At 72.6% G+C, this 26,690-nt stretch carries 21 protein-coding genes and 1 tRNA gene; 12 read left to right on the top strand and 10 right to left on the bottom strand.

The annotated features are described in order from the left end of the window. Nucleotides 1-135: 135 nt before the first annotated feature. Complete coding sequence (locus ACQP2H_RS05390; RefSeq protein ID WP_208569670.1) at nucleotides 136-726, top strand: YqgE/AlgH family protein; 591 nt, start codon at nucleotides 136-138, stop codon at nucleotides 724-726. A gap of 108 nt (nucleotides 727-834) precedes the next feature. Beyond that, nucleotides 835-907, top strand: a tRNA-Ala gene (locus ACQP2H_RS05395). 180 nt (nucleotides 908-1,087) lie between these two features. On the opposite strand, the gene ACQP2H_RS05400 is transcribed toward ACQP2H_RS05395, so the two are convergent. Continuing rightward, a complete protein-coding gene (locus tag ACQP2H_RS05400) occupies nucleotides 1,088-1,990 on the bottom strand; it encodes a universal stress protein (protein WP_219467475.1) in 903 nt (300 codons plus the stop codon). A gap of 255 nt (nucleotides 1,991-2,245) precedes the next feature. Here ACQP2H_RS05400 and ygiD point away from each other — a divergent pair, with 255 nt between their 5' ends. Next, on the top strand, nucleotides 2,246-3,127 hold the full coding sequence (gene ygiD, locus ACQP2H_RS05405; RefSeq protein ID WP_433231381.1) for a 4,5-DOPA dioxygenase extradiol: 882 nt from the start codon (nucleotides 2,246-2,248) through the stop codon (nucleotides 3,125-3,127). A 142-nt stretch (nucleotides 3,128-3,269) separates the two neighbouring features. After that, nucleotides 3,270-3,470, top strand: a complete 201-nt coding sequence (locus tag ACQP2H_RS05410) for a DUF397 domain-containing protein (RefSeq protein ID WP_219467478.1) — start codon at nucleotides 3,270-3,272, stop codon at nucleotides 3,468-3,470. 146 nt (nucleotides 3,471-3,616) lie between these two features. Here the strand turns inward: ACQP2H_RS05410 and ACQP2H_RS05415 are convergent, their stop codons facing one another. From ACQP2H_RS05415 to ACQP2H_RS05435, 5 genes are all read right to left on the bottom strand, one after another. Beyond that, nucleotides 3,617-4,324, bottom strand: a complete 708-nt coding sequence (locus ACQP2H_RS05415; RefSeq protein ID WP_357534826.1) for an EcsC family protein — start codon at nucleotides 4,322-4,324, stop codon at nucleotides 3,617-3,619. Nucleotides 4,325-4,542: 218 nt separating this feature from the next. Further along, on the bottom strand, nucleotides 4,543-8,637 hold the full coding sequence (locus ACQP2H_RS05420; RefSeq protein ID WP_433231384.1) for an Ig-like domain-containing protein: 4,095 nt from the start codon (nucleotides 8,635-8,637) through the stop codon (nucleotides 4,543-4,545). Nucleotides 8,638-8,881: 244 nt separating this feature from the next. Next, complete coding sequence (locus ACQP2H_RS05425; RefSeq protein ID WP_433233452.1) at nucleotides 8,882-9,655, bottom strand: hypothetical protein; 774 nt, start codon at nucleotides 9,653-9,655, stop codon at nucleotides 8,882-8,884. A gap of 2 nt (nucleotides 9,656-9,657) precedes the next feature. Beyond that, a complete protein-coding gene (locus ACQP2H_RS05430; RefSeq protein WP_255597899.1) occupies nucleotides 9,658-9,981 on the bottom strand; it encodes a sigma factor in 324 nt (107 codons plus the stop codon). Nucleotides 9,982-10,155: 174 nt separating this feature from the next. Continuing rightward, nucleotides 10,156-11,610 carry a DUF4153 domain-containing protein gene (locus tag ACQP2H_RS05435; RefSeq protein ID WP_433231388.1) on the bottom strand — a complete coding sequence of 485 codons (1,455 nt, stop codon included), beginning with the start codon at nucleotides 11,608-11,610 and terminating at the stop codon, nucleotides 10,156-10,158. Between the two features lie 1,048 nt (nucleotides 11,611-12,658). Here ACQP2H_RS05435 and ACQP2H_RS05440 point away from each other — a divergent pair. Next, nucleotides 12,659-13,612, top strand: a complete 954-nt coding sequence (locus ACQP2H_RS05440; protein WP_219467491.1) for a lytic polysaccharide monooxygenase auxiliary activity family 9 protein — start codon at nucleotides 12,659-12,661, stop codon at nucleotides 13,610-13,612. A gap of 194 nt (nucleotides 13,613-13,806) precedes the next feature. On the opposite strand, the gene ACQP2H_RS05445 is transcribed toward ACQP2H_RS05440, so the two are convergent. Then, nucleotides 13,807-14,796: an aldo/keto reductase gene (locus ACQP2H_RS05445; RefSeq protein ID WP_219467494.1), complete on the bottom strand. Its 990-nt coding sequence runs from the start codon at nucleotides 14,794-14,796 to the stop codon at nucleotides 13,807-13,809. 93 nt (nucleotides 14,797-14,889) lie between these two features. Here ACQP2H_RS05445 and ACQP2H_RS05450 point away from each other — a divergent pair, with 93 nt between their 5' ends. Together ACQP2H_RS05450 and ACQP2H_RS05455 are read left to right on the top strand one after the other, a co-directional pair. Beyond that, entirely contained in the window at nucleotides 14,890-16,386 is a 1,497-nt protein-coding gene (locus tag ACQP2H_RS05450; RefSeq protein WP_208569658.1) for a magnesium chelatase, read from the top strand. 2 nt (nucleotides 16,387-16,388) lie between these two features. Beyond that, a complete protein-coding gene (locus ACQP2H_RS05455) occupies nucleotides 16,389-18,338 on the top strand; it encodes a VWA domain-containing protein (protein WP_219467496.1) in 1,950 nt (649 codons plus the stop codon). 21 nt (nucleotides 18,339-18,359) lie between these two features. On the opposite strand, the gene ACQP2H_RS05460 is transcribed toward ACQP2H_RS05455, so the two are convergent. Next, nucleotides 18,360-19,376 (bottom strand): GlxA family transcriptional regulator, encoded by a 1,017-nt coding sequence (locus ACQP2H_RS05460; protein WP_357534815.1) that lies wholly within the window; start codon nucleotides 19,374-19,376, stop codon nucleotides 18,360-18,362. A 70-nt stretch (nucleotides 19,377-19,446) separates the two neighbouring features. Here ACQP2H_RS05460 and ACQP2H_RS05465 point away from each other — a divergent pair, with 70 nt between their 5' ends. Further along, nucleotides 19,447-20,745, top strand: a complete 1,299-nt coding sequence (locus ACQP2H_RS05465; protein ID WP_433231393.1) for an MFS transporter — start codon at nucleotides 19,447-19,449, stop codon at nucleotides 20,743-20,745. Between the two features lie 98 nt (nucleotides 20,746-20,843). Here ACQP2H_RS05465 and ACQP2H_RS05470 read toward each other — a convergent pair whose 3' ends face one another. Next, nucleotides 20,844-21,566, bottom strand: a complete 723-nt coding sequence (locus ACQP2H_RS05470) for an RICIN domain-containing protein (RefSeq protein ID WP_433231395.1) — start codon at nucleotides 21,564-21,566, stop codon at nucleotides 20,844-20,846. A gap of 58 nt (nucleotides 21,567-21,624) precedes the next feature. Next, nucleotides 21,625-21,909, bottom strand: coding sequence for a DUF427 domain-containing protein (locus ACQP2H_RS05475; RefSeq protein WP_219467507.1), 285 nt, complete (start codon nucleotides 21,907-21,909; stop codon nucleotides 21,625-21,627). 184 nt (nucleotides 21,910-22,093) lie between these two features. On the opposite strand from ACQP2H_RS05475, the gene ACQP2H_RS05480 reads away from it, so the two are divergent. From ACQP2H_RS05480 to ACQP2H_RS05495, 4 genes are all read left to right on the top strand, one after another. Then, nucleotides 22,094-23,476 (top strand): FAD-binding oxidoreductase, encoded by a 1,383-nt coding sequence (locus ACQP2H_RS05480; RefSeq protein ID WP_219467511.1) that lies wholly within the window; start codon nucleotides 22,094-22,096, stop codon nucleotides 23,474-23,476. Next, nucleotides 23,473-24,810, top strand: a complete 1,338-nt coding sequence (locus ACQP2H_RS05485) for a cyclopropane-fatty-acyl-phospholipid synthase family protein (RefSeq protein ID WP_357534808.1) — start codon at nucleotides 23,473-23,475, stop codon at nucleotides 24,808-24,810. Before ACQP2H_RS05480 ends, ACQP2H_RS05485 begins: the two co-directional genes overlap by 4 nt. Before the next feature lie 99 nt (nucleotides 24,811-24,909). Beyond that, on the top strand, nucleotides 24,910-25,470 hold the full coding sequence (locus tag ACQP2H_RS05490) for a winged helix-turn-helix domain-containing protein (RefSeq protein ID WP_219467513.1): 561 nt from the start codon (nucleotides 24,910-24,912) through the stop codon (nucleotides 25,468-25,470). Further along, a complete protein-coding gene (locus tag ACQP2H_RS05495) occupies nucleotides 25,463-26,326 on the top strand; it encodes an SRPBCC family protein (protein WP_219467516.1) in 864 nt (287 codons plus the stop codon). Before ACQP2H_RS05490 ends, ACQP2H_RS05495 begins: the two co-directional genes overlap by 8 nt. Nucleotides 26,327-26,690: the final 364 nt, after the last annotated feature.

Genomic DNA, 26,690 nt, shown 5'->3' on the forward strand with positions numbered 1-26,690 from the left:
CGCCTTCGATCACCTGTCGGTCAGACCTTAGCCACCGCACCGGGTGCAGGCTATGGTGCCAGACATGGCGGTGACAGCACGGATGGTCGGTGGTGCCCGGTTGTCGGACCCGGTGCGCGGCTGACGATGTCCGAGATGCAGGGGGAGGGACCGGCGATCAGCGGTCGTGCCGTGGAGTCGATGACCGGGCGGCTGCTGGTCGCGACACCGGCGCTCAAGGACCCGAACTTCGATCGTACGGTGGTGCTGTTGGTCGCCCACGAGGCCAACGGCGCGCTCGGGGTGGTGCTCAACCGGGCCACCGAGGTCGCCGTCGCGGACGTCCTCGGTGAGTGGAGCGACCTCGCCCGCCACCCGGCGGTGCTCTTCGAGGGCGGCCCGGTGCAGCCGGAGTCGGCGATCTGCCTGGCCCGGATGCGGCACCCGATGCGGCGGTTGAAGGGTTTCCAGCCGATCTCCGGCGCGGTGGGCACCGTCGACCTGTCGGCCGACCCGGAGCGGATGCGGGACAGCATCGGCGGCATCCGGGTCTTCGCCGGCTACTCCGGTTGGGGCTCCGGGCAGTTGGAGCAGGAGATCGAGGACGGGTCCTGGTTCGTGCTCGACGCGCTGCCCGGCGACGCCTTCGTCGACCGTCCGGACGACCTCTGGCCGATGGTGCTGCGCAGGCAGGGCGGCATGATGGCGGCGGTCGCGCACTTCCCGCCGGACGTGGCGTTGAACTGATCCGTCGGGCGCTCCCGGGGCCGGTCCGGGGGGTACCCCCGTGAGATGACCATGCCGGGCGTCGTGTGTATAGTTCTCTCCGTGCCCGGGCGACCGGGACGACCGCAAGGGGCCGTGGCGCAGCTGGTAGCGCACCACACTGGCAGTGTGGGGGTCAGGGGTTCGAGTCCCCTCGGCTCCACCCTTGAAGTGTCAGGTCAGCGACCTGGTCGAGTGATCATCGACCGGGTCGCTGATTCGTTTCCGCCCGCCGTCCGGCGGGTTCTCACCTCAGCCTCGCACGGCACACCCTGCCGGGCGCGTGGACACCGGGCAGCCGGGTCGTCGGCGATCGGTCACCGTTCCCGACCGGGGCCGGTCGCTACGTGTCGTCCTCGTCCGCATGGCTACGGATCACGGCTACCGGACAGGGGGAGCTGACCACGCACCGGGTCGACACCGAACCCATCAGAAGTCCCTTCCACCCCCCGTACCCGCGCGATCCGACGACCACCAGATCCGCGTCGTCGGCGGCCTCCAGCAGCGCCGGGGCGGGGGAACCTTCGACCAGCCGGATCTCGACGTCGGTACGCATGGCATCGACTGCGCCGCGTCGCATGCTGTCCTGCAGCGTCTCCGCCGCCTGGACGGCGATCTCGTCGACAGCCTCCTCCCGGAGGCCCCCCGGACCTCCGGCGAATCCGAGGTAGGGCCGGGACCAGGCATGTACGACCTGCAACGAAGCATGACGCCGGCGGGCCTCGTCATCGGCGAACCGCAGTGCACGTACCGACTGGGGTGATCCGTCGACCCCGACGACCACGCGTCCCGCTTCGGGCCTCGGCTCCGGCGCGGGGACGACGATCACCGTGCCGGTCGCGTACTGGACGCAGCCCTGGCTGACGGAGCCGAACAGCGAACCGGTGGTGCTGCCGTGTCCGCGTGAACCCACGACAAGGACGGAATCGCCGCCCGCCGCCCGGGTCAGTTCCCTGACGGGGTGGCCGTAGACGACATGCGAGGTCGTCGCGACGTCCGCCGCGCCTTCTCGTGCGATCACCGCATCCACGCTGGACGTGACGTCCCGAAGGAGACCGGCCCGGAGGTCGGCCACGGAGTGCAGGGCCGCGATCCGCTCGACCTCCAGGGGTGCGCCGCTCGGTTGCCAGACGTTGATCGCCCGTACGGGCAGATCCCGTATGCGGCCTTCCGCGAGCGCCCAGACCAGTGCGCGGTCGGATCCCATCGAACCGTCGACGCCAACCACCACGCTGGTAAGAGGCACGCGTACCGCCTTCGATCGGTAGTCGACTTCGGGGGAGAGGCTGGTCGTGGCCGGGCCCGGACAGGTGACCGTCTGCGGCTCCCTCGGCAGCCGCGCTTGAGGGACAGTATCTCGATCCGCAGCCCTCGACGTAACCCGATCTGTGATCCGCGAGGAGCGTGCTTCGGGCCGGAGCTGACGCGCGGTGGCACTATCGTGAGATTCAGGGCCGGCAGCCCGCGCCGTACGAACCGGTCCGCCCGGAGGGAAGCTCACGTGTCTTCAGACGTACCACCCGCCCCGGAGGTCGTGATGCCCGCGGCGTTCCTGGGCCACGGCAACCCGATGAACGCTCTCGAGGTCAACCGGTACACCTCGGCGTGGAAAGCCTTCGGCGCCGCGGTGCCGCGTCCACGCGCGATCCTGGTGGTGAGTGCTCACTGGTACATCAATGCCACGGCCGTCACCGCGATGCCCCGGCCGAGGACCATTCACGACTTCTACGGGTTCCCCCGGGAGTTGTTCGAGGTGCAGTACCCGGCTCCAGGGCTGCCCGAACTGGCCGAGGAGGTCAGTGACGTCGTCCATCCGACCTGGGTCGGGGCCGACGTCGACAGCTGGGGCATCGACCATGGCACCTGGTCGGTGCTGATGCACGCCTTTCCTGAGGCGACGATTCCCGTCGTCCAGCTCAGCATCAACGCGGACAAGTCGTTTGACTACCACCTTCAACTGGGTGCCAGGCTCGCTCCACTGCGCCGGCGTGGTGTGCTGATCGTGGCGAGCGGCAACGTGGTGCACAACCTGGGTAGCATGGACTGGGCGCTGACTGACGACGGGTTCGACTGGGCGCGGCGCTTCGACGAGGACGCCACCTCCCGGATGCTGACCGACCCGGGCGAGTACGCGACTCTCGACGCCCACGGGGACTTCCGCCGGGCGGTGCCGACGCCTGATCACTTCATTCCCGCGTTGTACCTCGCGGGTCTCGCCGCTGCCACGGACGCGCCTGACACCGGAATTCTTGTGGACGGTTACGCCTACGGCTCGTTGTCGATGACCGCGTACACCCTGGGGATGTCCTGCCCGCAGTTCGACGGCCGGGGCGGATCGCCCCAGCCGCCGTCCGGCCTGCCGCCGGACGGGTCCAACATCTGAGGGAGTGCCGGCTGTACCTGGCGGCAGGCTCAGTCCAGCCGGGTCGCGGACTACGTCGTCACCTTCGCCGAGGCACGCGAGCGGGCGTTAAACTCGGCGGAATCGCTGGAGTTGATCCGGCGGATCGCCAGGAGATGACGTGATGACCGCTCTCCCCACCCCCGATCGTGGCTGGTTCAAGTCCTCCCGCAGCGCGAACAACGCGGCCTGCGTCGAGGTGCGGTTCGTCGATGGCGCGGTGGACGTCCGCGACACCAAGGACCGCACCGGCCCGGTGCTCGCCTTCGACGGCCGCTCCTGGGCCAGCTTCCTGACCGGCCTCAAGGCCGACACCACGAGCTGACCTGCACCCTGAACCCGGAAGTTACCCCTGCGGCGTTGGCGGCCAGATCCGTTCTGGCCGCAGCCCCGCTCCGGCGGATCGACCGTTCTGGGCGGTAGGGCAGGCGCGCTCTTCTCGTCGGCCTGGTCGCGCTGTAACCCTGCGGCTCAGATGGACGCCGGGAAGTTGGCCTTGGCCGCGCGGCCCACCAGAGCGGTGAGGGCGGCATCCATCCCGGCTCCGACGAGGCCCCCCGCGATCGGGATGCCCTTGGCCAGGGTGATGGCCGAACGCTGCGTGCCGTACTTGGCGAGAAGCATGAAGCCGACCCGTTCGTTGATCTTCCGAATGGCGGTCATCGGGATCGCCCTGATCATCTGAGCGGTCAACTTCGCCCCGACCTTGACTCCCGCCCCTTGGAGCGAGCCTGCCAGCGTTCCACCTGCGGTGGTGAGAACGATGAAGGTCTGGAATTGCGGGTCCGAGATGTCGTAACCCCGCAGGTACGCGATCGACCCGACGAGTCGCGCGTTGATCACCAGTGACCCGGCGATGTTCGCGGGGAGGGTGACGGGCATGGCCACGAAACCGCCCAGACCGGTGACGAACCCGTTCGTCGACGCCGCAGCCACCGACTCCTTGATCAGTCGATCGATCACCCGCTCGATCGCCGCTTCGCTCGCGTTGTCACGCAGGGGCGCCCCGTCGGAGTCGACGATCGAGCAGGCCGGGAGGGCCTTGCCGAGGCGGGCCTCCGCGTAGGGGATCGACCCGGTGATCGGGCCGACGCCATCCTGGATGACCTTCACGGTCAGGTTCTGGAAGTGGCGGGCTATCGCGTTGGAAGGACCCTCGCTGTGCTCGTCCGCGTCCATCGTTGCTCCGTTCCTGGCCCTACAGATCAGCCGGCCGGTGACCAGGTGCGGGGTCGCACCGGTGCAGGCGTCGACCGCCGGACGTACGTATGATCCAGATAGGAGATACCAGATCGTCGGTTCGATCGGCTAACTGACAGACCCGGTGCGACGCGGCCTGCCGGTACACGTGCCGAGGGGAGGGATCCTCCGGGATCCCTCCCCTCAGTGCTGGGCCGTCACGACCTGATCAGGGTCACCTGCACCGTCTCACCCGGGCTCTGCCCGGCCGCGTTGGCGAACCCGACGGTGAACGCCACGTCCAGCCGACCGGTCCTGACCAGCGTCTGCCGGTACGCGGGCGCGACCGTCACGGTCACCGTCACCGTGTTGGCCTTGGCCACCTGCCGGCTGACCGCGTTGACCTTCTCACCGGTGAGGGTGAGGGTGCCGGCCGTGTTGACCGTCGCGGTGAGCGTCGCCGTACCCGAGGTGGGGTCGGCCTGCACCGACCCGATCCGTACGGTCGGTGCCGGGGTCGCCGGATCCACCGTGCCGACGACCGGCTTGGACAGCGTCGACTGCCCGGACGAGTCGACGACCATCGCCTGGAACCTGACCTGCTTGCCGGCGTCCTTCGCCGCCGGTGTCCAGTCGAACAGGTAGGGGGCGGTGGTGCTGGTGCCGACCAGGGTGCCGTTGACGAACAGGCTCGTCGAGGCGATGGCGAAGTCGTCGGTGCCCCGGATCAGCGGGTGCACCGTCGACCCGACCTGGAACACCGCCCCGCGTCCCGGGTCGGCCAGCTCGGCTGAGGGTGCGGCGTCGGCGACCCGACCCACCGTGGTCGGCACCGCCGGTGGCGGGGTCGGTCGGCGCTTGGTGACGGTGACCGTGGCGCTGCCGGTGCCGTCCACGCCGGAGATCGCCTCGATGCCGGTGGCCGGGACCGCCGGACCGCCCGGCACCGGCTGCCCGCTGCCGAGGTAGCTGCCGGTCAGCGCGAACGGTGCGCCCTCGCGTACCGCGGTGTTGTCGGCGTTGGCGTTGTAGACGGCGAAGCCGTTGCCGGTGAGGACGTTGCGGGTGCCGGTGAGCGCCCCGGCCGTCTCGGTGCCGGCGTCGGTGAGCAGGATGCCGTACGACCGCGACGGCGCGGGCGCAAAGTAGTTCCCGGTGATCCGGCTGGTGTTGACGAAACCGTCAGTCCCGCTGGTGTACGCGATGCCGGTCTGCGGGAACCGGCTGTTCGGCTCGCCGGTGACCACGGTGTCGGTCACGTACCCGTGCTGGCGGATGCCGGAGCGGACGGTGGTCTCGGGGGTGCCGTCGCGGCCCCGCGCGCCGTCGAAGAGGATGCCCCCGGACTGGTAGCCGCTGACCACGCTGCCGGTGACGGTCAGCTCGCTCTCGACGGTGCCGGTGCCCGCCCCCCGGATGATGCCGGTCTTGACGATGCCCCAGCCGTGCGGGTGCGCGGCGAGTTCCTCGTCGGTGGTCGCGACCCGCAGCGGGCCGACGACGCTGTCGGCGACCCGGCCGGCCGCGCCGAAGAACGCGATACCCGCCTCGGCCCAGACGTCGCCGGAGGTGACCGTCACGCCGGAGAGGTCGAGGAACATCTCGTTGGTGTCGGTCGAGCCGAGCGACTGCCGGGACACGGTGATCACGTTGCCACCGCCGTCACGCAGGTACGGCTGGTCGCCGGCCAGGTTGCCCAGCGACGGGTCCGGCTTGATGGTGACCTTGTCCGCGCCGGCCCCCTTGATCTTCAGGGGCTTGGTGATGGTCAGGCCGTTGCGGGCACCGGTCTGCACCGGGTTGGACGCGTGGTTCACCGGTGTCGACGACTCCTGGTAGACGCCCGCGCAGACCACGATGGTGTCCCACGGCGAGGCGAAGTCGACGGCCCGCTGGATCGAGGTGAAGTCCGCCGTCGGGCACTGCTTGCGGTCGTCGTCGACAGTCCAGGTGGTGTTGCCCTGCGGGTTGGCCACCGGGTCGACGAGCGCGACGGTGCCCGGGGTGTTGTCGTAACCGGCGAGGTAGGTCGCCGGGTCGGGGCCGCCGAGGGCGGACGGGCCGTGACCCGCGCCGTCGGCCCGGTCGCCGTCCGACAGGAGCTGCGCCCCCGCGTCGGATTCCTGGAAGCGTACGTCGGCCAGCTCGATCGAGCCGGACTTCGGCAGGTCGCCCACCCCGAACCGGAGTTCCAGCTTCGCCAGCGCGCCGACGTCGACGCCCTGCGCCGCGAACTCGGCCAGCGGGACCCGGATCTGGTCCAGGACGATGTGGGTGTTCGGGGTGTTCGTGCCGGTCGACATGTGCAGGGCGTTGCCCCAGCGGGGGTCACCGGCGTCGACGGTCCCCTCGTGACCGGCGGCGTCGCGCAGCGCGATCTGGAACCGTTGGGTCGTCGAGGCCGGGTCGTACGACGTGGGTTTCTCGTTGGGCCACACCGGGTTCGTCGGGGTGCCGTTGACGGTGGTGTCCCGGGTGTTGTCGCCCCGGTTGTCGGCCCCCGGGTTGCGGGTGTCGAAGAAGTTGACGGCGGCGCTCATGGCCAGCGCCTTCAGGTGCCGTACGTCGGCGGACGCGGCCGGGATCGCGGCGGTCAGCGACGCGGCCGAGCCCGGCTCCCAGGCGAGGGTGAGCTGTCGGCCGTAGGAGTGGTTGATCGGGCTGTTCTCCCGGGTGCCGTTCTGCCCGCCGAGCGCGCCCGCCGTCGGCAGCGGGCAGGGCTTGGCGGCGGTCGGCAACCCGGTCTTCCCGAGCTGCGCCGGGGCGAAGTCCTGCGGCTCCGGGTTGCACCAGTCGTACCCGCCGGGGGTGCTCGCCGGTTTCGGGGTGACCCCGGCGGCCTGCGCGTACGGGTCGGCGAAGCCGCTGCCGGTCAGGGTGCCGCCGAGGGCGTTGCGGGTGAGCGGGTTGTTCACCTCGGGCCGGATCACGTCCACCCGTTCCTGCGGGGCGGCGAAGTAGCTGGTGTTGACCCGTTCGTTGCATTCGATCGCCGTGCCGGACGGGCTGGTCGGGCAGGCCGACGCCGGCACCTGGAGGCCACCCGGGGTGTTCGCCAGCTCGCCGGTCAGGTAGGGCTGGAACGCGCCCTCGCCGCCGACGTACCGCCTGAAGAACGCCGCCATCGTCGCCAGCCCCAGCTTCTCCTGGTCGCCCATCCGGGCCGGATCGCCGGAGAACTTGGTGTTCACGGCCGGGTTCAGCGGGTCGGAGTTGTCGATGGCGTAGTTCAGGTCGGGGTCGGTGTAGCTGGCCGCGCCGCTGAGCCGCAGGTTGTGCGGGTGGATGTTGTTCGTCGCGAACGGGGCCGAGTTGCCGCAGGCCGCGTCGTTGTTGGCCTGGCCGTCCGCGCCGCCGTCGGCGTACCAGACGGTGTTGTACCAGTTGTGGATCGCCCCGAGGTGCTCCACCTGGATGCGGGGGAACGGGTCGCCCGGGTTGACGTACTGGCTGCGTTCGAACAGCCGCGCGCCCTGCAGGTTGGACACGTCACCGTCGCACATCGGCAGGATCGACAGGTACGGCATCCCGTACGGGGCCTTGCGCTCGTAGTCCACCGGGGCGAGCGAGATCACCCCACGCAGCGGGTAACGCGGCCCGTCGGTGCGGATGCGGTTGTAGTCGATGAAGCTGGACACCGCGTCACCACCGCGCGAGTGGCCCATCAGGCCGATGCGGGTCAGGTCGAGGCGGCCGGCGAGGGTGGTGCCGACGGTGGTGTGCGCGTCGACCGGCAGCCCACCGTGGCGGTTCGCCGCGCTCAGCGCGTCCAGGGTGGCGGCGATGAGCATCCGGCGGCTGTGCATGCCCTTGCCCTTGTTGCCGTCCTGCCGCATCATCAGCTGGTCCTGGGACACCGAGAACGTGGTGTAACCCCAGGTGGCGAGGTTCTCCGCGAGGTAGGCGTAGCCGTTCTCGTTGTGCTTGAACTGGGCGCAGGTGAGCTGGGCGGTGTCCTGGCCCGAGTCGCACGAACCGTGGTTGCCGTGCACCAGCACGAGCACCGGCGACGGCGCGGTGCGTCGGGTGAAGTCCGGTGTGTAAAGCTGGCCCCGGATCTCGATCCGCTCCGGGGCCTGCGCGGTCCCGGCCGTCGGGTCGGCGCCTGAGGAGTTCGGTTCCTGGATGCGGGCGAGGCCGAACTTGGCCTCCTGGACGGCCTGGTGGCCGAAAGGGCCACGGGCCGTCGGGTCGGGCAGGTCGGTCGTGGACGCCGGGGGCGGTGCGACCACGGTGGGTGACGCCGCGGCGGCCGGTGCCGCCAGGGCCAGCGGGGCGGTCATCGCGACGATCACCGGGAGGAGTACGCGCATGCTCCTCGATGTTCGTACCGTCAAAGGATTCTCCTCGGAGCGAGTTGAGCGTTCAACGATCGCGAACGCTAACCAGCCCGCGTTTCTCCGAGGTTTCCGTTGACAGCCGTTTTCCGGCTGATCGAATACTGTCCTACCAGGGGAAATGCGCCATCGGCGGTGATCGGGCGGATGATCGGACGGATGCTGGAATTGCGGATGGCCGCCGCCAATCAGGCCACCCGCTCATCCCGGTCACGTCGGGTCAGCGCACCTGGAACCGGTCGTCGGCGGCGAGGGCCGCGAGTCGATCCACCGTGAACGGCAGCGCGGCCAGTTCCGGTTGCCCGTCGCCGAGCCGCCGCGACTGCGCCACGAAGACCACCACCCCGTCCGGATGCCGGTACGTCGCCCACTGGTCGAACCGGTCGTCGTCACCGGGGCGGACCACCACGCCGACCTGCGCCGCCCCGACGGTTACCACCTCGCAGTCGCCCGGCATGCCCCAGAACTGCCGGGCCAGCGGGCACGGCTCGGTCGGCAGTTGGTTACCGGCACTGTGCACCTCGACGAGCAACCGGCCCATCCGTTGCCCCTGCTGCAGGGTGAGCGAAGACGTGTAGCTCCACACCTCGACGCCGTCCACCCTGTCGTCGAACTGTGCCTGGTGGTCGCGCAGCAGTGGCTGGCCGGCCGGGGGGTTCGCCGGGTCCGCCGGCACGGTGTAGCCGGCCGGCACCACCGCGACGAGGTCGTCGAGCAGCCGGGCCGCCTGGTCGTACCGGGTGCCGGCCCGGGCCGTCCGGTCCTCCTGGGGCCGACCGTCCGGCCCGGTCGGCCAGGCCGGTTTGGTGTCGTGCACCGACGGCGGCGGGACGGGGCCGACGCCCGGGGTGAACCCGTCGGAGCCGGGTGCGCCGACGGCCCCGATGGCCCCGACCCCGACCACCGCCAGCAGCGCCGCCGTCAACCCGACGCCGGCCCAGGTGGCACGACGGCGTACCCGGGCCCGGCGGCCGGAACGCAGCGCGGCGTCCACACTCAACGACGGCGGCCGGGTGGCGACCGGGTCTCCGGTGACTCGGGGGGCGTCGGCCGGTCGGTCTGCTCGTCGCCCACCCGTTCCCGCCGCCACCAGCCGCGCCGCCGTTCGTCGAGGAACGTCCGGACCAGGATCTGGCGTACGTAGGCGTCCAGCACCTCGTGCCGGGACACCCGGTTCCAGACCAGGTAGAGCTTCGTGAACGCGGTCTGCACCAGGTCCTCCGCCCGGTGCCAGTCGCCGCAGAGCAGGTACGCGGTGCCGCGCATCGCCTCCGACCGCGCCGCGAAGTACGCCGCGAACGCCGTGTCGCGATCACCCATCCAGGCCTCCGATCACCGATTCGAGATAGTCACGCGGTGTCCTGGGCCGTGGGTTGCCTGGGCGGGCGGAAAACGTGTGCCGGCAGTCCGGTGGTGGCCCGCCCGCGCCGTCGCCGGGCCCACCTGACGCCGCTGCCCGGCCGGTGCGTCACCGGGCCGGGCAGCGGGTGGGGGTCAGCGCGGGGTGCGTCGGGTCTTCGGCAGGTCGAACTGGTCGGCGGCCTTGCAGTCCTTCTGCCCGCCGATCGCGCGGGGGCCCAGCCGGTCCAGCTCCGCACGGGCCCGACTGCGGCCCAGGTTCCAGGCGTACCACGGGTCGGGCTCGGCGAGGTCGTCGTCGATCCAGCTCAGCGTGCAGCGGCGGACCCGGTCCGGCAGGTTGGCCAGGGCGGGGGTGGCGTCGGCGGAGAGCGCCCGCAGGTACCAGGCGTCGATCTTGCCGGTCTGTTCGTAGCGGGCGATGTTGCGGCGGGCCGCGTAGTCCTCCGGGTTGAGCACGGCCAGGCTGAGCAGCATCACCACGGCCAGCCCGACGGTGACGCCGGGGATCCACCGGCCCCGCCACCGCACCCCCGCCACCAGGATCATCAGGAAGACCGCGCCGAGCAGCAGCTCGAAGGCCATCACGAAGATCCGCTCACCGGTGAAGCTGTAGACCTTCTGGTAGGTGTACATCCGGGACAGTGCCGACACCACGATCACCACGCTGAGCGCGCTGATCAGTCCGAGCAGGACCCGCAGCAGGACCCGTTCGACCCTGGTCTCCCGGCGGGCCCACCGGCTGACCCCGCCCAGTACCGCCACGGTCAGCAGCGTGACCACGGTCAGCTGCCAGAACCCGCTGCGGGCGTACTCGGCGTAGCTCAGGCCGGCGGTGCGCAGGACGTGCCGCTGCCCGCCGAAGAGCACGGTGAACTGCACCGCGACGAAGCCGACGAAGAGCAGGGTCAGGGCGGCGATGGCCGGCGCCCACTCCAGGGTCCCCCAGTGACGTCGACCCTCCCGGTCGACCGTCGACAGGTCCGGCGGGGCGGCCAGGGTGTAGGTGGCGGCGACCGCGATCAGCCCACCCACCACGGCCAGGAAGAGCCAGCGGAACACCGTACCGGCGTTGATCTCGGGCACGATCGCGCCGAGGACCTGGTCGAAGGCGGCGTCGGCGGAGGAGAGCAGCAGCCCGAAGACGAGCAGCACCACGGCGGTGGCGGCGACCGATCCGACGACCCGGGGCACCAGCTGGCCGGAGCCGGTGGTGCTCACGTGCCGGCGTACCCAGGGCAGCCCGCGCAGCGCCGCGAACGGGGCCGCGACCAGGCTGAACAGGATCGAACGGACCTGTCTTCCGCCCACGATGGCCAACGTCGCACAGCCCAGCGCCCCGAGCACGCAGAAGGTCACCAACCACCAGGCGTTGCGGAAGGCCAGCACGGCCAGCAACGCCAACGCGCCCGCCGCCCAGCCACCCCGGATCAGACGATCGGTGCGGGTCAGCGTCCCGGTGCTGCGGCGGACGGCGGCGACCACCCCGACGGTCAGGATCAACCAGCCGAGGAACCAGCCGATGCCGGTGCGGCTCAGGGGCACGAAGAACGCCACGCCCAACGCCCCGGCCAGAACCCCCGCCGGCACCGCCCACCCGGTGGCGGGCCGGGGGCCGGGCCACCGGGTGCTGAGGAACGACGGCGGGGGTGAGGTCGGGTGCCAGCCCGTCGGTGGGCCACCCCAGTGCGGAGCCGGCCGCCCACCGGCCGCCGGCCCGGGCGTCCCGGGCCAACCGGGCCCCGCCGTCGCCGTCCCGCCGGTGCGGGGCGTCGCGGGCTGGCCGGCCTCGGGTCGGTCGGGCCCGGGGTCGCCGTCCCGCCGGTGCGGGGCGTCGCGGGCTGGCTGGCCGCGCCCGGCGTCGCCGTGCCGCCGCCGGCCGTCGCGGGTTGGCCGGCCCCGGGCGGCGTGGGCCCGCTGGTGGCGGGTGTCGCGGGTTGGCCGGTGCCGGGCTGCGGGTCGCCAACCGTCGAGGTCGGTGGGGTCGGAGCGCCATCGGCCGTGGTGCCACCGGCCGTGGTGGCGGCGGTTGGAGTGCTGCCGGTCGGGGTGGCGGCGGTGCGTGGTGCCGGGACGGTCACCGACCTGGCCTGCCCGCCGACCACCGACCCACCGGACGCAGTCGCCGCCGACACACCGGGAGCCGACACACCGGGAGCCGACGCACCGGGAGCCGGCCCACCGGCCGGTTCGTCGCCGGGCGGCGCGGTGGGGTTGCCGTCTGCGTGGTCGGCCGGCGCGACGGCGGGCGGGACCGCGACCGGAGTGACGTCGCCTGCCGGCACCAGCGGCAGGAAGATGGCGTACCCGAGGGTGCCGTCCGGGATCTGGACGGGGATGGCCCACCCGGGCTCACCCTCCCGACCGGGCCACCTGATGGCCGGGGGCATCCCCGCCACGGTGGGCATGGTCAGCAGATGGGGCACCCCGTCGGCGGGCGGGGACCCGGGCGGCGGTGGGCTGCCCCCCGGGGAGTCTTTCGTCGGCTCCGGCTCGGACACGGTGTGCTCCTTGATGCGGGAAGTGCGGTCACTGTAGAGCGAACCGGTCTCCGTCGCGGCCCCGCCGCCGGCACGACGCGTCGGATCGTCGAACCTTTGCCCGCCCGCATCCGTACCAAGGGCGGGAGGTCGACCAGATGACCGTACGCCGAACGTTCGCCGCGCTCGCGGTCGTGGCGGTGACCGTGCTGCTCCCGGCGGCTCCCGCCGCCGCGCACGGCGCTCCGACCAGCCCGCTGAGCCGTTCGGCGGCCTGTGGCCCGGAAGGGCCGCACGTCTCCACGCCGGCCTGCCTGGCCGCGGTGTCGGCGGGCGCGGCGCTGCGCGAGTGGGACAACATCCGGGTGTACGGCGTGGCCGGCCGGGACCGGGAACGCATCCCGGACGGTGAGCTGTGCAGCGGCGGGCTCTCCGCCTACCGGGGGTTGGACCTGGCCCGGGCCGACTGGCCGGCGACGGAGCTGACCGCCGGGGCGAGGTACACGTTCCGTTACCGGGGCACGATCCCGCACAAGGGCACCTTCCGGCTCTACACCACCCGCTCCGGGTACGACCCGCGGACGCCGCTGCGCTGGGCCGACCTCGACACGATCCCGTTCCTGTCGGTGACCGACCCGCCGTTGCGGGACGGGTCGTACCAGATTCCGGGGCGGTTGCCCGCCGGGTTGACCGGCCGGCACCTGATCTACACGGTGTGGCAGAACTCCGACACCCCGGACACCTACTATTCCTGCTCGGACGTGCTGTTCCGATCGGCGGGCAGGGTGCTCGCGGCCACCCCGACGGACACCGCCCCGACCCCGTCGTCGACCGCTGCGGCGACCGGTGCCGACCCTGACCCGGTGGCCCCCACCGACGCCACGTCGGACGTCGACGGGTCCGGCGGCGCGGGGGAGGAGGCCGGCGTGCCGGTGGCGTCGGTGACCCAGGTCGGGGGCGGCAACCTGCGGCTGGTCGTGGGCGCGGCGGTGGTGGTGACCGTACTGCTGGTGGCGGCGGTGGCGACCCGGCTGCGCCGACCGGCTCCCGTGCCGCCCGGCCGGCCGTGTGGCGTCCGCAACCACCGTGCCGGCCGCCGCCGCATCTGGTGAGCCCGCCGTGCGGGCCACCCGGGCCCGCATGATCCACGCAACGTCGCCCAGGTAGCGGTATCCCCAGGCAGGGATACCGCTACTTCAGCCGACGCGCCTCGTCCGGGCATCCGCGGCGGTCCCGCCGCGACGTCCGTCTCTGCCCCGTCACCACGGTCGCCCCCGGCCTCGCCCGGCGGTCATCCCCCGGCGGGTCAGGGGAGGAGATGATCGATTTCGGTCAGCTCGTCGGGGGTGAGGTCGAGATGGCGTACGGCGGCGATGTTGCCCTCCAGTTGGGCCACGCTGCTCGCCCCGATGATCACGCTGGTCATCCGGGGGTCACGCAGCGCCCAGGCGAGCGCGAGCTGGGCCAACGTCTGCCCCCGCCGCCCGGCGATCCCGGCGAGGCCCCGGATCGTGGCCAGCTTCTCCTCGGTCACGTCGTTCTCGTCGAGGAAGACGCTGGTGCGCACCCGGGAGTCGGCGGGGATGCCGTCGAGGTAGCGGTCGGTGAGCAGCCCCTGGGCCAGCGGACTGTAGGCGATGCAGCCCGCACCGACCTCGGCCAGCGTGTCGAGCAACCCGTCGGCCTCGGTCCACCGGTTGAACATCGAGTACGACGGTTGGTTGATCAGCAGGGGCGTACCCAGGTCACGCAGGATCGCGGCGGCCCGCGTGGTCTGCTCCGAGTCGTAGTTGGAGACGCCGACGTAGCGCGCCCGACCGGACCGGACGATGGCGTCCAACGCGCCCATCGTCTCCTCCAGCGGGGTGTCCGGGTCGAAACGGTGGGAGTAGAAGATGTCGACGTGGTCCAGGCCCATCCGCCGCAGCGACTGGTCCAGCGAGGAGATCAGGTACTTGCGGGAGCCCCACTCGCCGTACGGGCCGGGCCACATCAGGTAGCCGGCCTTGCTGGACACCACCAGCTCGTCGCGGTACGGCTTCAGATCGGTGGCGAGCAGCCGCCCGAACGCCTCCTCCGCCGCGCCGGGCGGTGGGCCGTAGTTGTTGGCCAGGTCGAAGTGGGTGACGCCGAGGTCGAACGCCCGGCAGACGATGTCCCGCTGGCGGGCGAAGGGGCGGTCGGGCCCGAAGTTGTGCCACAACCCGAGCGAGATGGCGGGCAGTCGCAGGCCACTGCGCCCACTGCGGCGGTAGGTCAGCTGGTCGTAGCGGTCGTCAGCGGCGAGGTAGGTCACGCCGTCGACCCTAGCCCCGCCGCCCGGGCCCGGGCCGGCATGTCGGAAGAGCGATCCCGGTGCCGGCGGCACAGGGGGCCCGACCGCGCTAGCGTGGGTCGGGTGACTGCGCCCAACCAGGCTCTCCCGGTCCCGCCCGCCGACCTGCCGGGCACCCTCGGCGCACTGCGCGCCGCCGGACACCGGTACCAGACCGTCAAGCAGGAACTCCGCCACAACCTCCTGGCCCGGATGCGCTCCGGCGAGGACCGTTTCCCCGGCATCGTCGGCTACGACGACAGCGTGCTGCCCGAGGTCGAGCGGGCGCTGCTCGCCGGCCACGACATGGTGCTGCTCGGCGAACGCGGCCAGGGCAAGACCCGACTGATCCGCGCGCTGGTGGCGCTGCTCGACGAGTGGACCCCGGTGCTGCCCGGCTCGGTGCTCAACGAGCACCCGTTGCACCCGCTCACCCCGGCCTCCCGCGCGTCGGTCGCCGAGGCCGGCGACGACCTGCCGATCGGCTGGCTGCACCGTTCGATGCGGTACGGCGAGAAGCTGGCCACCCCGGACACCAGCGTGGGTGACCTGATCGGTGACGTCGACCCGATCCGGATCGCCCAGGGTCGTACCCTCGGTGACCCGGAGACCATCCACTTCGGTTTGGTGCCGCGCACCAACCGGGGCATCTTCGCCGTCAACGAGCTGCCCGACCTGGCCGAGCGGATCCAGGTGGCGCTGCTCAACGTGCTGGAGGAGCGGGACATCCAGGTCCGCGGCTACCAGCTGCGGCTGCCGCTGGACCTGTTCCTGGTGGCCAGCGCCAACCCGGAGGACTACACCAACCGGGGCCGGATCATCACCCCGCTCAAGGACCGGTTCGGTGCGGAGGTCCGCACCCACTACCCGGTCGACCTGGAGCTGGAGCTGGCCCTGATCCGCCAGGAGGCCGACCTGGTCGCCGAGGTGCCGGAGCACGTGCTGGAGGTGCTGGCCCGGTTCGCCCGCGCGGTGCGCGAGTCGCCGTCGGTGGACCCGCGCTCCGGCGTCTCCGCCCGGTTCGCCATCGCCGCCGCCGAGACGGTCGCCGCCGCCGCGTTGCGCCGCGCCGGCCTGCTCGCCGGCCCCGCCGGCGCGTCGGCCGCCGGCTCCGCGTCGGGTGCCGGCGACGCCACGGTACGGCCCGAGCAGCCGGTCGCCCGGGTCGGCGACGCGGTGTCGGTGACCTCGACGTTGCGCGGCAAGGTGGAGTTCGAAAGTGGCGAGGAGGGGCGGGAGATCGAGGTCCTGGCCCACCTGCTGCGGGCCGCCACCGCCGAGACGTTCCTGGCCCGGCTGGCCGGGTTGGACCTCTCCGGTTTCACCGCGCTGGTCGCCGAGGGGGCGGTCATCGAGACCGGTGAGCTGGTCTCCTCGGCGGAGCTGCTGCGCCAGGTCGGCACCGTGCCGGGGCTGGCCAAGGCGCTGGACCGGTTGGGGCTGGGCGACGCGCCCACCCCGGAGCAGGCCGCCGCCGGGGTCGAGTTCGTGCTGGAGGGGTTGCACCTGACCCGCCGGCTCGGCAAGGACGTCACCGATTCCGGTCGTACCGTCTACGGCGGTCGGAGCTGAGGATGGCCGGCAACCGGTTCCGGTACGGCCAGTGGCAGGGCGGCCCCGATCCGCTCGCCCCGCCGTACGACGTGCGTGCCGCCGTGGACTCCGTCGGCGCGGAGGTGCTGGCCGGCGGCAGTCTGCGGGAGGCGCTGCGGGATCTGCTGCGTCGTGGCCCGCAGGGCCGGGGCGGCCTGGACGACCTGGCCGCCCGGGCCCGCCGGCTGCGCCGGGAGGCGCTGCGCCGGGGTGACCTGGACGGCGCGGTGACCCGGTCCCGGGCTTTGCTCGACCAGGCCCTCGCGGCGGAGCGGGACGCGCTGCGTGAGCGCACCGACGACGACGCCCGGTTCGCCGAGACGGTGCTGGACAACCTGCCCCGGTCCACCGCCCGTGCGGTGCAGGAGCTGGCCGGCTACCGGTGGACCAGCGACGAGGCCCGGCAGGTGTACCAGCGGATCCTCGACGGGCTGCGCGGGGAGGTGCTGGAGCAGCGGTTCGCCGGGCTGCGCGACGCCGCGCGGGCCGCCGGTGACCCGGCCGTGCAGGTGCAGCTCGCCGAGATGATGCGGGACCTCAACGACCTGCTGGCCCGGCACGCCCGTGCGGAGGACACCACCGACGCGTTCGCCGAGTTCATGCGCCGGCACGGCGAGTTCTTCCCGGAGCAGCCGGGCACCGTCGACGAACTGGTCGACGTGCTGGCCCGCCGGTCGGCGGCCGGTGAGCGGCTGATGCGGTCGCTGTCCGACCGGCAGCGCGAGGAGCTGGCCGGGCTGATGCGGCAGTCGCTCGGTGACCGGCTCGCCGGTGAGCTGTCCGCCCTCGACGCCCACCTGCGCGCCCTGCGCCCCGACCTGAACTGGCAGCGCGGCGAGCGGGTCCGGGGCGACCAGCCGCTCGGCTACGGCGAGGCGACGGGGGCGCTGGACGAGATCGCCGAGCTGGACGAGCTGCTCGACTCCCTCGACCAGCAACAGCCGGGGGCCACCCTGGACGACGTGGACGTCGAGGCGGTCGCCCGGACGTTGGGCCGCGACGCCGCCGACGACGTACGCCGGCTGCGGGAGCTGGAGCGGGAGCTGCGCCGGCAGGGCTGGGTGGGCCGGGACGCCGACGGGTTGACGCTCAGCCCGAAGGCGCTGCGCCGGTTGGCCGGGACCGCGCTGCGCCGGGTCTTCGCCGACCTCACCGCCGGCCCGCGCGGCCAGCACGACCTGCGTACGGCCGGGGCGGCCGGCGAGGTCAGCGGCGCCTCCCGGCAGTGGGAGTACGGCGACGAGCAGCCGTTGGACGTGGTGCGCACGCTCACCCGGGCGGTCCGCCGGGCCGGCCCCACCGTGCCGCTCCAGCTCGCCGTCGAGGACTTCGAGGTGGTGGAGACGGAACGGCGGGCGTCGGCGGCGGTGGCGCTCTGCGTGGACCTGTCGTACTCGATGGTGTCGCAGGGGCGGTGGGGGCCGATGAAGCAGACGGCGCTGGCCCTGTCGCACCTGATGGCGACCCGGTTCCCGCAGGACGCGTTGCAGATCGTCGGGTTCGGTCGGGAGGCGGTGACGCTGACCCAGCGGGAGCTGGCGGCGGTGGAGCCGGACATGGAGCAGGGCACCAACCTGCAGCACGCGTTGCGGCTGGCCGGCCGGCACCTGCGCCGGCATCCGGGGGCCGAGCCGGTGGTGCTGGTGGTCACCGACGGTGAGCCGACCGCGCATCTCGACCCGGACGACGGTGAGGCGTACTTCCACTGGCCGACGCTGCCCGAGACGGTCCAGGCGACCATCCGCGAGGTGGACCGGCTGGCCCGCGCCGGTGTCACCCTCAACCTGTTCCTGCTGGGCGACGACCCCGGCCTGCGCCGCTTCATGGATGCCGTCGCCAAGCGCTCCCGGGGTCGCCTCTTCACCCCCGACCTGGGTGACCTGGGCGAATACGTGGTCTCCGACTATCTCCGCTCCCGCCACACGAGCTGACCCCCACCCACCCCGCGTCGGTCATGCGGTCGTGGCGGACCCCACCACCGGATGATCGACGGAGGGTGGGGGGCGGCGGAAGGTGCGCCGGTAGGTCGAGGGGGAGACGCCGATCCGGGTGTGCAGGTGCTGGCGCAGGGCGGCGGTGGTGCCGAAGCCCGCCCGACGGGCCACCTGGTCGACGGTGAGGTCGGTGGTCTCCAGGAGGAGCCGGGCGTGGTCGGTGCGCTGCTGGAGCAGCCACTGTGCCGGGCTGAGCCCGGTCTCCGAGCGGAAGTGCCGGGTGAAGGTGCGTACGCTCATCCGGGCATGGGCGGCCAGTTCCCGCAGGGTGACCGGCTCGTGCAACTGTTGGCGGGCCCACTCGCGGGTGGCCGCCGTGCCGCTGGCCGGGCTGCGTGGCACCGGTCGTTCGATGTACTGGGCCTGGCCGCCGTCGCGCCAGGGCGGCACCACGCACCGCCGGGCCGCCCGGTTGGCGACCTCGCTGCCGTGGTCACTGCGGATGACGTGCAGGCAGAGGTCGATCCCGGCGGCCACCCCGGCCGAGGTGAGCACCTGGCCGGAGTCGATGAAGAGCACGTCCGGGTCGAGGTCGACCTGCGGGTACAGCCGGCGGAACGGTTCGACGTGCGCCCAGTGGGTGGTGGCCCGGTGCCCGTCGAGCAGCCCGGCGGCGGCCAGCGCGAACGCGCCCGTGCAGATCGACATGATCCGGACGCCCCGGTCGTGGGCCTGCCGCAGGGCCACGGTCACCGCCGGGTCGACGGTGCCGTCGGTCATCGGCGGGCCGCCGTGCAGGCCGGGCACCACCACCGTGGCGACGGTCGTCAGCAGGTCGAGCCCGTGGTCGGGGAGGACCCGGAAACCCGAGGAGCTGCGGACCGGGTGGCCGCCGGGGGTGCAGGTGTCGACGGTGTAGAGCGGTTGCCGGTCGGCGGTGCAGGCGGCCCCGAAGACCTGGGCCGGGGTGCCCAGGTCGAGGCCGACGACGCCGTCGAGGGCGAGCACGCCGATCCGGTGCGGGACGAGGGTCATGGCCCGATTATTGCGTACGATGGCTTTCCGGCCACTCGTCGCAGGTCGGGTGGGCCCCGAGACTCGGAGCGTGACCCGAGCCCGTCGTCTCCACCCGGCCTGGACCGTGGCCGCCGTCGCCTTCGTCGCGCTGGTCGGCGCGGCCGGCTTCCGCGCCACCCCGTCGGTGCTGCTGCACCCGCTGCACGCCGAGTTCCGCTGGCCGTTGGCCACCATCTCCGCCGCCGTCTCGGTCAACCTGCTGCTCTACGGCCTGACCGCGCCGTTCGCCGCCGCGCTGATGGAACGGTTCGGCATCCGCCGGGTGGTGACCTGCGCGCTGGCACTGGTGGCGCTCGGCAGCGGCCTGACGGTCTTCATCACGGCGAGCTGGCAGCTGATCCTCTGCTGGGGTGTCCTGGTCGGGCTGGGCACCGGGTCGATGGCGCTGGCGTTCGTCGCCACCGTCACCGGACGCTGGTTCGTCGCCCGACGAGGGCTGGTGACCGGGGTGCTCACCGCCGGTGGGGCCGCCGGTCAACTGGTCTTCCTGCCGCTGCTCGCGGTGCTGGTCCGCGACCACGGCTGGCGGGCGGCGGCACTGGTGGTGGCCGGGGCCGCCCTGGCGGTCGTACCACTTGTGGTGTGGTGGTTGCGGGAACACCCGGCGGACCTCGGCCTGCCCGCCTACGGCGCGACCGAGGTGACGCCCCGGCCGCCGGCAGCCGGCGGGGCCGCCGCGCGGGCCGTCGGCGCGTTCACCGCCGCCGCCCGGACCCGTCCGTTCTGGCTGCTCGCCGGCGGCTTCGCGATCTGTGGCGCGACCACCAACGGTCTGGTCGGCACCCACTTCGTGCCGGCCGCACACGACCACGGGATGCCGCAGACCACGGCGGCGGGTCTGCTCGCCCTGGTCGGGCTCTTCGACATCGTCGGCGTCGTGGCCTCGGGGTGGCTCACCGACCGGGTGGACAGCCGGCTGCTGCTGGCCGGCTACTACGCGCTGCGTGGTCTGTCGCTGTTGCTGCTGCCCAGCCTGTTCACCGGCGGCACCGGGCCGAGCATGCTGGTCTTCGTCGTCTTCTACGGCCTCGACTGGGTGGCGACCGTGCCGCCGACGGTGGCCCTGTGCCGGGAGTACTTCGGCGCCTCGGCGGCGGTGGTCTTCGGCTGGGTCTTCGCCGCGCACCAGTTCGGGGCGGCGGTCGCGGCGACCGGCGCCGGTCTGGTCCGCGACCGGCTCGGTGATTACGCGCTGGCCTGGTATGTGGCGGGGGCGCTCTCGGTCGGCGCCGCGGTGCTGTCGCTGCTGCTGCGCCGACGTCGGTCGCTGCCACCACCGCTCCTGGTGCCGGCCCGTCCCGCCGGGGCGTGGAGCTACCGAGGCTGACCGACGCCGGTCGGGCCTGCCGCCGGTCCGCCGGCCGGGCAGCGGGGTCGAGGTCGGTCCGGTGCGCCGACCGGGCTACGGCCACCCCGTCGCACCCGTCAGCCGAGGGCCCACTGTTGGCCGGCCGACGCGGTGCAGGTGGCCTGCACCAGGTCGTCGCCGGCCGCGGTGCCGTCATTCCTGACCTGCACGCACTTGCCGGACTGGACGCCGACCAGCAGGACCGGGCCGGTGCCGACCGGGGTCAGCCGCCACTGCTGGTTGGCCTGCCCGTGGCAGCCGAACTGCTGGATCCTGGCTCCGTCGTCACCGCTGCCGCCCTCGACGTCGAGGCACTGGCCGTGCCCGGCGTTGGTGAGCGTCACCAGGTCCGGTGCGACCGGGTTGGCGACCCACGACTGCTCCGCGCCACCGGTGCAGGGCGCCAACTCGGCGGTGGCCGTCTCACCCGCGCCGTCGGTGCCGACACAGAGGCCGGAGGTGACCGCCCGCAGCACGGTCGGCCCGCTGAACGTGGCCGGGGTGGTGGGTGGCGGGGTCGGCGAGGGCGGCGGGCTGGTCGCCGGTGGTGCGCTGGTCTCCGGGGCCGCCGTGGCCGGCGAAGCGGGGGTCGGCGCAGCGGCGGCCGGCACCACCGGCTGGGTCCGCCCGTCGCCGCCGCCCAGCACGCCGGTGGCGAAGAAGACCCCCAGCAGTACGCCGGCCAGCCCGGCGGCCAGCGCGAACCGCATCAGCGGATCACGGGGCAGACCGGGGCGGGCGGCCCGCCGGGCGCCGTACACGGTGCCGGACGGGTCGCGGTGCGGATCGGGGACGGCCATGCAGGCATGGTGACCCACCGGGCGGGCCGACGGCCAGTCGGCCAGCTCCCGAGAGGGATCAGTCGACGACCCGGACGTCCTTCCAGAACGCCACCCGGTCGCGGATCTGCTCTGCCTCGGGCTTCGGGTCGGGGTAGTACCAGACCGCGTCGGGGCTGGTCCGGTCACCGTCGGTGAGGGAGTAGTAGGAGGCGGTGCCCTTCCACGGGCAGACCGTCTGGGTCGTCGACTCGGTGATCAGGTCGTCGCGCAGGGTGCTGCGGGGGAAGTAGTGGTTGCCCTCCACCAGGACGGTGTCGTCGCTCTCGGCCACGACCTGGTCGTTCCACACGGCTTTCGGCATGCCACCACGCTACGCCCCACCCCGGTCGATGCTCCCGCACCCCTCGCCGCCGGCGGTTCCGGCCGGTGCCCGTGTGCCGGCCGCCGGGCCCCGCCCCGCACCCGCCTCCCGGAGGGCTCGGCTGATCCGAAACGGCCAGCGTTGGGGTCCCCCCGGAACGGCGCTTCGCGCGTAAAGTGATCTCATGCGCGCGCAGCGTGATCATGAACTGGCGGTGGACGCGTTGCGGCGGTCGTACGCCGCCGTGCCTGCGGGGCAACCCGTTCGACTGGCCAAACGCACCTCCAACCTGTTCCGGCCCCGGTCGGCCACCGGCGTGCCCGGCCTCGACGTCAGCGGGCTGGACGGCGTGCTGTCGGTCGACCCGGTCACCCGCACCGCCGAGGTGCAGGGCATGTGCACCTACGAGGACCTGGTCGACGCGACCCTCCCGCACGGGCTGATGCCGCTGGTCGTGCCCCAGTTGCGCACGATCACCCTGGGCGGCGCGGTGACCGGGCTGGGCATCGAGTCCACGTCGTTCCGCAACGGGCTCCCACACGAGTCGGTCGTCGAGCTGGACGTCCTCACCGGTGCCGGCGAGGTCGTCACCGCCCGGCCGGACGGCCCGCAGTCCGACCTGTTCGCCGCGTTCCCCAACTCGCTGGGCAGCCTGGGGTACGCCACCCGGCTGCGCATCGAACTCCAGCCGGTGGGGCGGGCGGTGGCCCTGCGCAACATCCGGTTCACCCGGCTGGAGGAGCTGACCGACGCGGTCGCCGAGGTGACTGCCAAGGGGGAGTGGGAGGGGCGGCCGGTCGACGCGATGGACGGCGTGATGTTCAGCCCCGGCGAGTCCTACCTGGTGCTCGGCTCCTTCACCGACGAGCCCGAACGGCTCAGCGACTACACCGACCAGGACATCTACTACCGGTCGCTGCGTCGCCGGGTGCGGGACACCCTGGGCACCTACGACTACCTGTGGCGGTGGGACACCGACTGGTTCTGGTGCTCGGCCGCGTTCGGCGCGCAGCATCCGGTGGTGCGTCGGCTCTGGCCGGCCCGCTGGCGGCGCAGCGACGTCTACCACCGGCTGGTCCGGCTGGAACACCGGCACCAGGTGGCCGCCCGGGTGGACCGGTGGCGGGGCCGGCCGGCCCGGGAACGGGTCGTGCAGGACGTCGAGATCCCGCTCGACGGCACGGCCGACTTCCTGCGCTGGTTCGACCGGAACGTCGGGATGACCCCGGTGTGGCTGTGCCCGTTGCGGCTGCGCGAGCCCGCCGGTCCCGGTTCGGCCCGGGCGTGGCCGCTCTACCCGCTGCGCCCCGGCGTGACCTACCTCAACATCGGCTTCTGGGGCACCGTCGAGGTCGTGGACGGTGCCGCCGACGGCGACGTGAACCGCTCCATCGAGCGGGCGGTGTCGGAATTCGGTGGACACAAGTCGCTCTATTCCGACGCGTACTACGACCGTGCGGCCTTCGACCAGCTCTACGGCGGGGAGACCTGGCGTGTGGTGAAGGACCGCTACGACCCGGACCATCGGCTCACCGGACTCTACGAGAAGGCGGTTGCCCGAAAATGAGCCTGACCGACCGAGAACAGGGGGCGGCGAGCGCCCCGGCCAGCCCGCCGGCGGGAAGTCGGCCCGGCCCGACCGTCGCCGACGTCGTCCGCGCGGTCACCACCCATGACCTGCCCGTCCGCGTCACCGGCTACGACGGCAGCGCGATCGGCCCGACCGACGCCGGGATCACCCTCGACATCCGCTCCGAGCGGGGCCTGTCCTACCTGCTCACCGCCCCCGGCGACCTGGGCATGGCGCGGGCCTACGTGAGCGGCGACCTCGGGCTGGGCGGGGTGCACCCCGGCGACCCGTACGACGCCCTGCGGGTGCTCCTGGATCTGCGGCTGCGGGTGCCCTCGGTGGCCGAGGGGCTGGCCCTGGTGCGTGGCCTCGGCTGGGAGCGGCTGCGGCCCCCACCGGCGCCGCCCCAGGAGGCACTGCCCCGCTGGCGGCGGGTGATGGGTGGGCTGCGGCACTCCCGGGGCCGTGACAGCACCGCCATCTCACACCACTACGACGTGTCGAACGCCTTCTACGAGAAGGTGCTCGGCGACTCGATGACGTACACCTGCGCGGTGTACCGCAGCCCGACCGACACCCTGGAGCAGGCCCAGGCGGCCAAGTACGAACTGGTCGCCGGCAAGCTGGCACTCCAGCCGGGGATGCGCCTGCTCGACGTGGGCTGCGGCTGGGGCGGCATGGTCCGGCACGCCGCCCGCGAGTACGGCGTCAAGGCGATCGGGGTGACCCTGTCCCGGGCGCAGGCCCAGTGGGCGCAGGAGGCCATCGCGCAGGAGGGGCTGACCGGCCTGGCGGAGGTGCGCCACCTCGACTACCGCGACGCGCCCCGGGAGCAGTTCGACGCGATCTCCTCGATCGGGCTGACCGAACACATCGGGGTGCGCAACTATCCGGCCTACTTCCGGGCGCTGCGGGACCGGCTGCGACCCGGTGGCCGGTTGCTCAACCACTGCATCACCCGGGCCGACAACCGGGCTCCGCACCGCTCCGGCGCGTTCATCGACCGGTACGTCTTCCCCGACGGCGAGCTGGCCGGGCCGGGCCGCCTGGTCGGCGAGGTGCACGACGCCGGCTTCGAGGTGCACCACGAGGAGAACCTGCGGCAGCACTACGCGCTGACCCTGGCCGCCTGGTGCCGCAACCTCGTGGCGAACTGGGATTCCTGCGTCGCCGAGGTGGGCCTGGGCACCGCCCGGGTCTGGGGCCTCTACATGGCGGGGTCGCGGCTGGCCTTCGAGCGCAACGGCATCCAACTGCACCAGGTGCTGGCGACCCGCAACGCCCCGCACGGCGTGAACGGCTACCCGCTGCGCCCGAACTGGACGCCCTGATCCGCCGTCCGGCCGCCCCGACGAAGCCGCGCCATCTCGGCGCGGCTTTTGTCGATCCCATTGACAAGGAAGATTTTTACGTACAGGATTGTTTTTGCGATGAGAGACGTCCTGTACCTGGAGCAGATCGAGCAGGCCGAGACCCTGCTCAAGCCGCAGCGCGTGGACGTGCTGCGGCAGTTGGCCGAGCCGCGCACCTGCACCGAGGTGGCGGCCCGGCTGGAGCAGACCCCGCAGCGGGTCTACTACCACGTCAAGCAGCTCGCGGCGGCCGGCCTGGTCGAGCAGGTGGCCAGCCGCAGGGTGCGCGGCATCAGCGAGGGCATCTGGCAGGCCGTCGCCCGGTCGTACTGGCTCTCGCCCCGGCTGGTCGGTCGGATCGGCGGCGTCCGCCGGGTGTCCGACGAGCTGAGCCTGGGCCACCTGCTCGACCTGATGGAGGAGGTCCAGGCGGACGTCGCCGCGCTCGACCGGAGCGCGCCGGAGCTGCCCTCGATCGGGGTGTCCGGCGAGATCCGGGTGCCGGCCGAGCGCCGGCAGGAGTTTCTGCACGACCTGCAGTCGACGTTGCAGGACCTGTTCACCCGCTACGGCGGCGTCGAGGGGGACGCCTTCAAACTCGCCGTGGCCTGCTACCCCAAGGGGGAAGACCATGACTGAACCACTCACCCTGGGCGCCCGCCTCGCCGCGCCGGTGCAGGCCGTGTGGCGGGCGCTCACCGACCCGGCCGAGCTGCGCGTCTGGCTGACCGAGCACGCCGAGGTCGAGCTGCCCAGCCGGTACGAGTTCTGGGGTCGGCACACGCCCGAGGGCTACGCGCCCCACCAACGGCTGCGGCACGCCGACCCGTACACGCTGCGCTTCGACTGGCTGCTCGACGGGGTCGAGACGACCAGCGAACTGCGCCTGACCGCGCAGGGGCCGGGCAGCGCCCTGCTGACCCTCAGCCAGAGCCACTTCGACTTCGCCGAGGCGATGGACGGCAGCAGCATCCGTGGTGTCCTGCAGACCTGGTGGTCGCTGTCGATCGCCAATCTCGCCGCGCACCTGGAGGGTCGTCCGCTGCTGCCGAGGACCGACTTCACCTCCGCCGAGCTGAGCGGTGAGCTGACCATCGCCGCGCCGGTCGACCGGGTCTGGACCTCGTTGACCGACTCGGCGCAGGCCAGCGCCTGGTTCGGCTACCCGATCGGCATCGAGCCCTGGGTCGGCGGCCGGTACGCCATGGGCGGCTTCGACACCGGGTACGCGGCGAAGGTGATCGACCTGGAGCCCGGCCGGAAGATGTCGGTGGACTGGGGCCCCGTCGGTGTCACCACCTGGGAGCTGGCCGATTCCGACGGAAGGACGAAGCTCACCTTCGTGCAGAGCGGCTTCGACGAGGGCAACCCGCCGTACGCGGCGTGGAGCGGGTCGGTGGCCGGCCTGTCCGAGCTGCGCCGCTTCCACGAGATGGCCGACTGGCAGCCGATCTGGGTGGCCGAGGAGATCCGCACCGGCGCTCCCGGCATCTGAACCACCCCCGGCACCTGTCCCGGGGCCGGTTCTCAAGGTCGGGGTGCGGGTGGTGGCCTGTCCTGGGCCGGAGTCGCCCTGGGCCGGAGTCGCCCGGCAGCAGCACCATGCAGGTGACCCCTGTAGAGCTGATGACGTTGACGATTCACGGGTGGCAGGGGTAGACGGGCACACCACCGGCTCTTGGCTGTGCGCATCCTGCGGGGTCCTGGCTGTGTGCGACCCGTGGGTCCCGGGCAGTGTTGTCCCGGACCGGGTCGTTCCAGCCCCGCTCCTGTCGGTGTTCGCGCCGGTGGTGCCGGCTGAATCGCTGACGTCATCAGCTCGAAAGGACGCCGGACAGAGGTTGGTGACCCGGGCGGGT

The sequence above is a fragment of the Micromonospora sp. CA-248260 genome (assembly GCF_050942205.1).
In the GTDB taxonomy this organism is placed as follows: Bacteria; Actinomycetota; Actinomycetes; order Mycobacteriales; family Micromonosporaceae; genus Micromonospora; species Micromonospora antibiotica.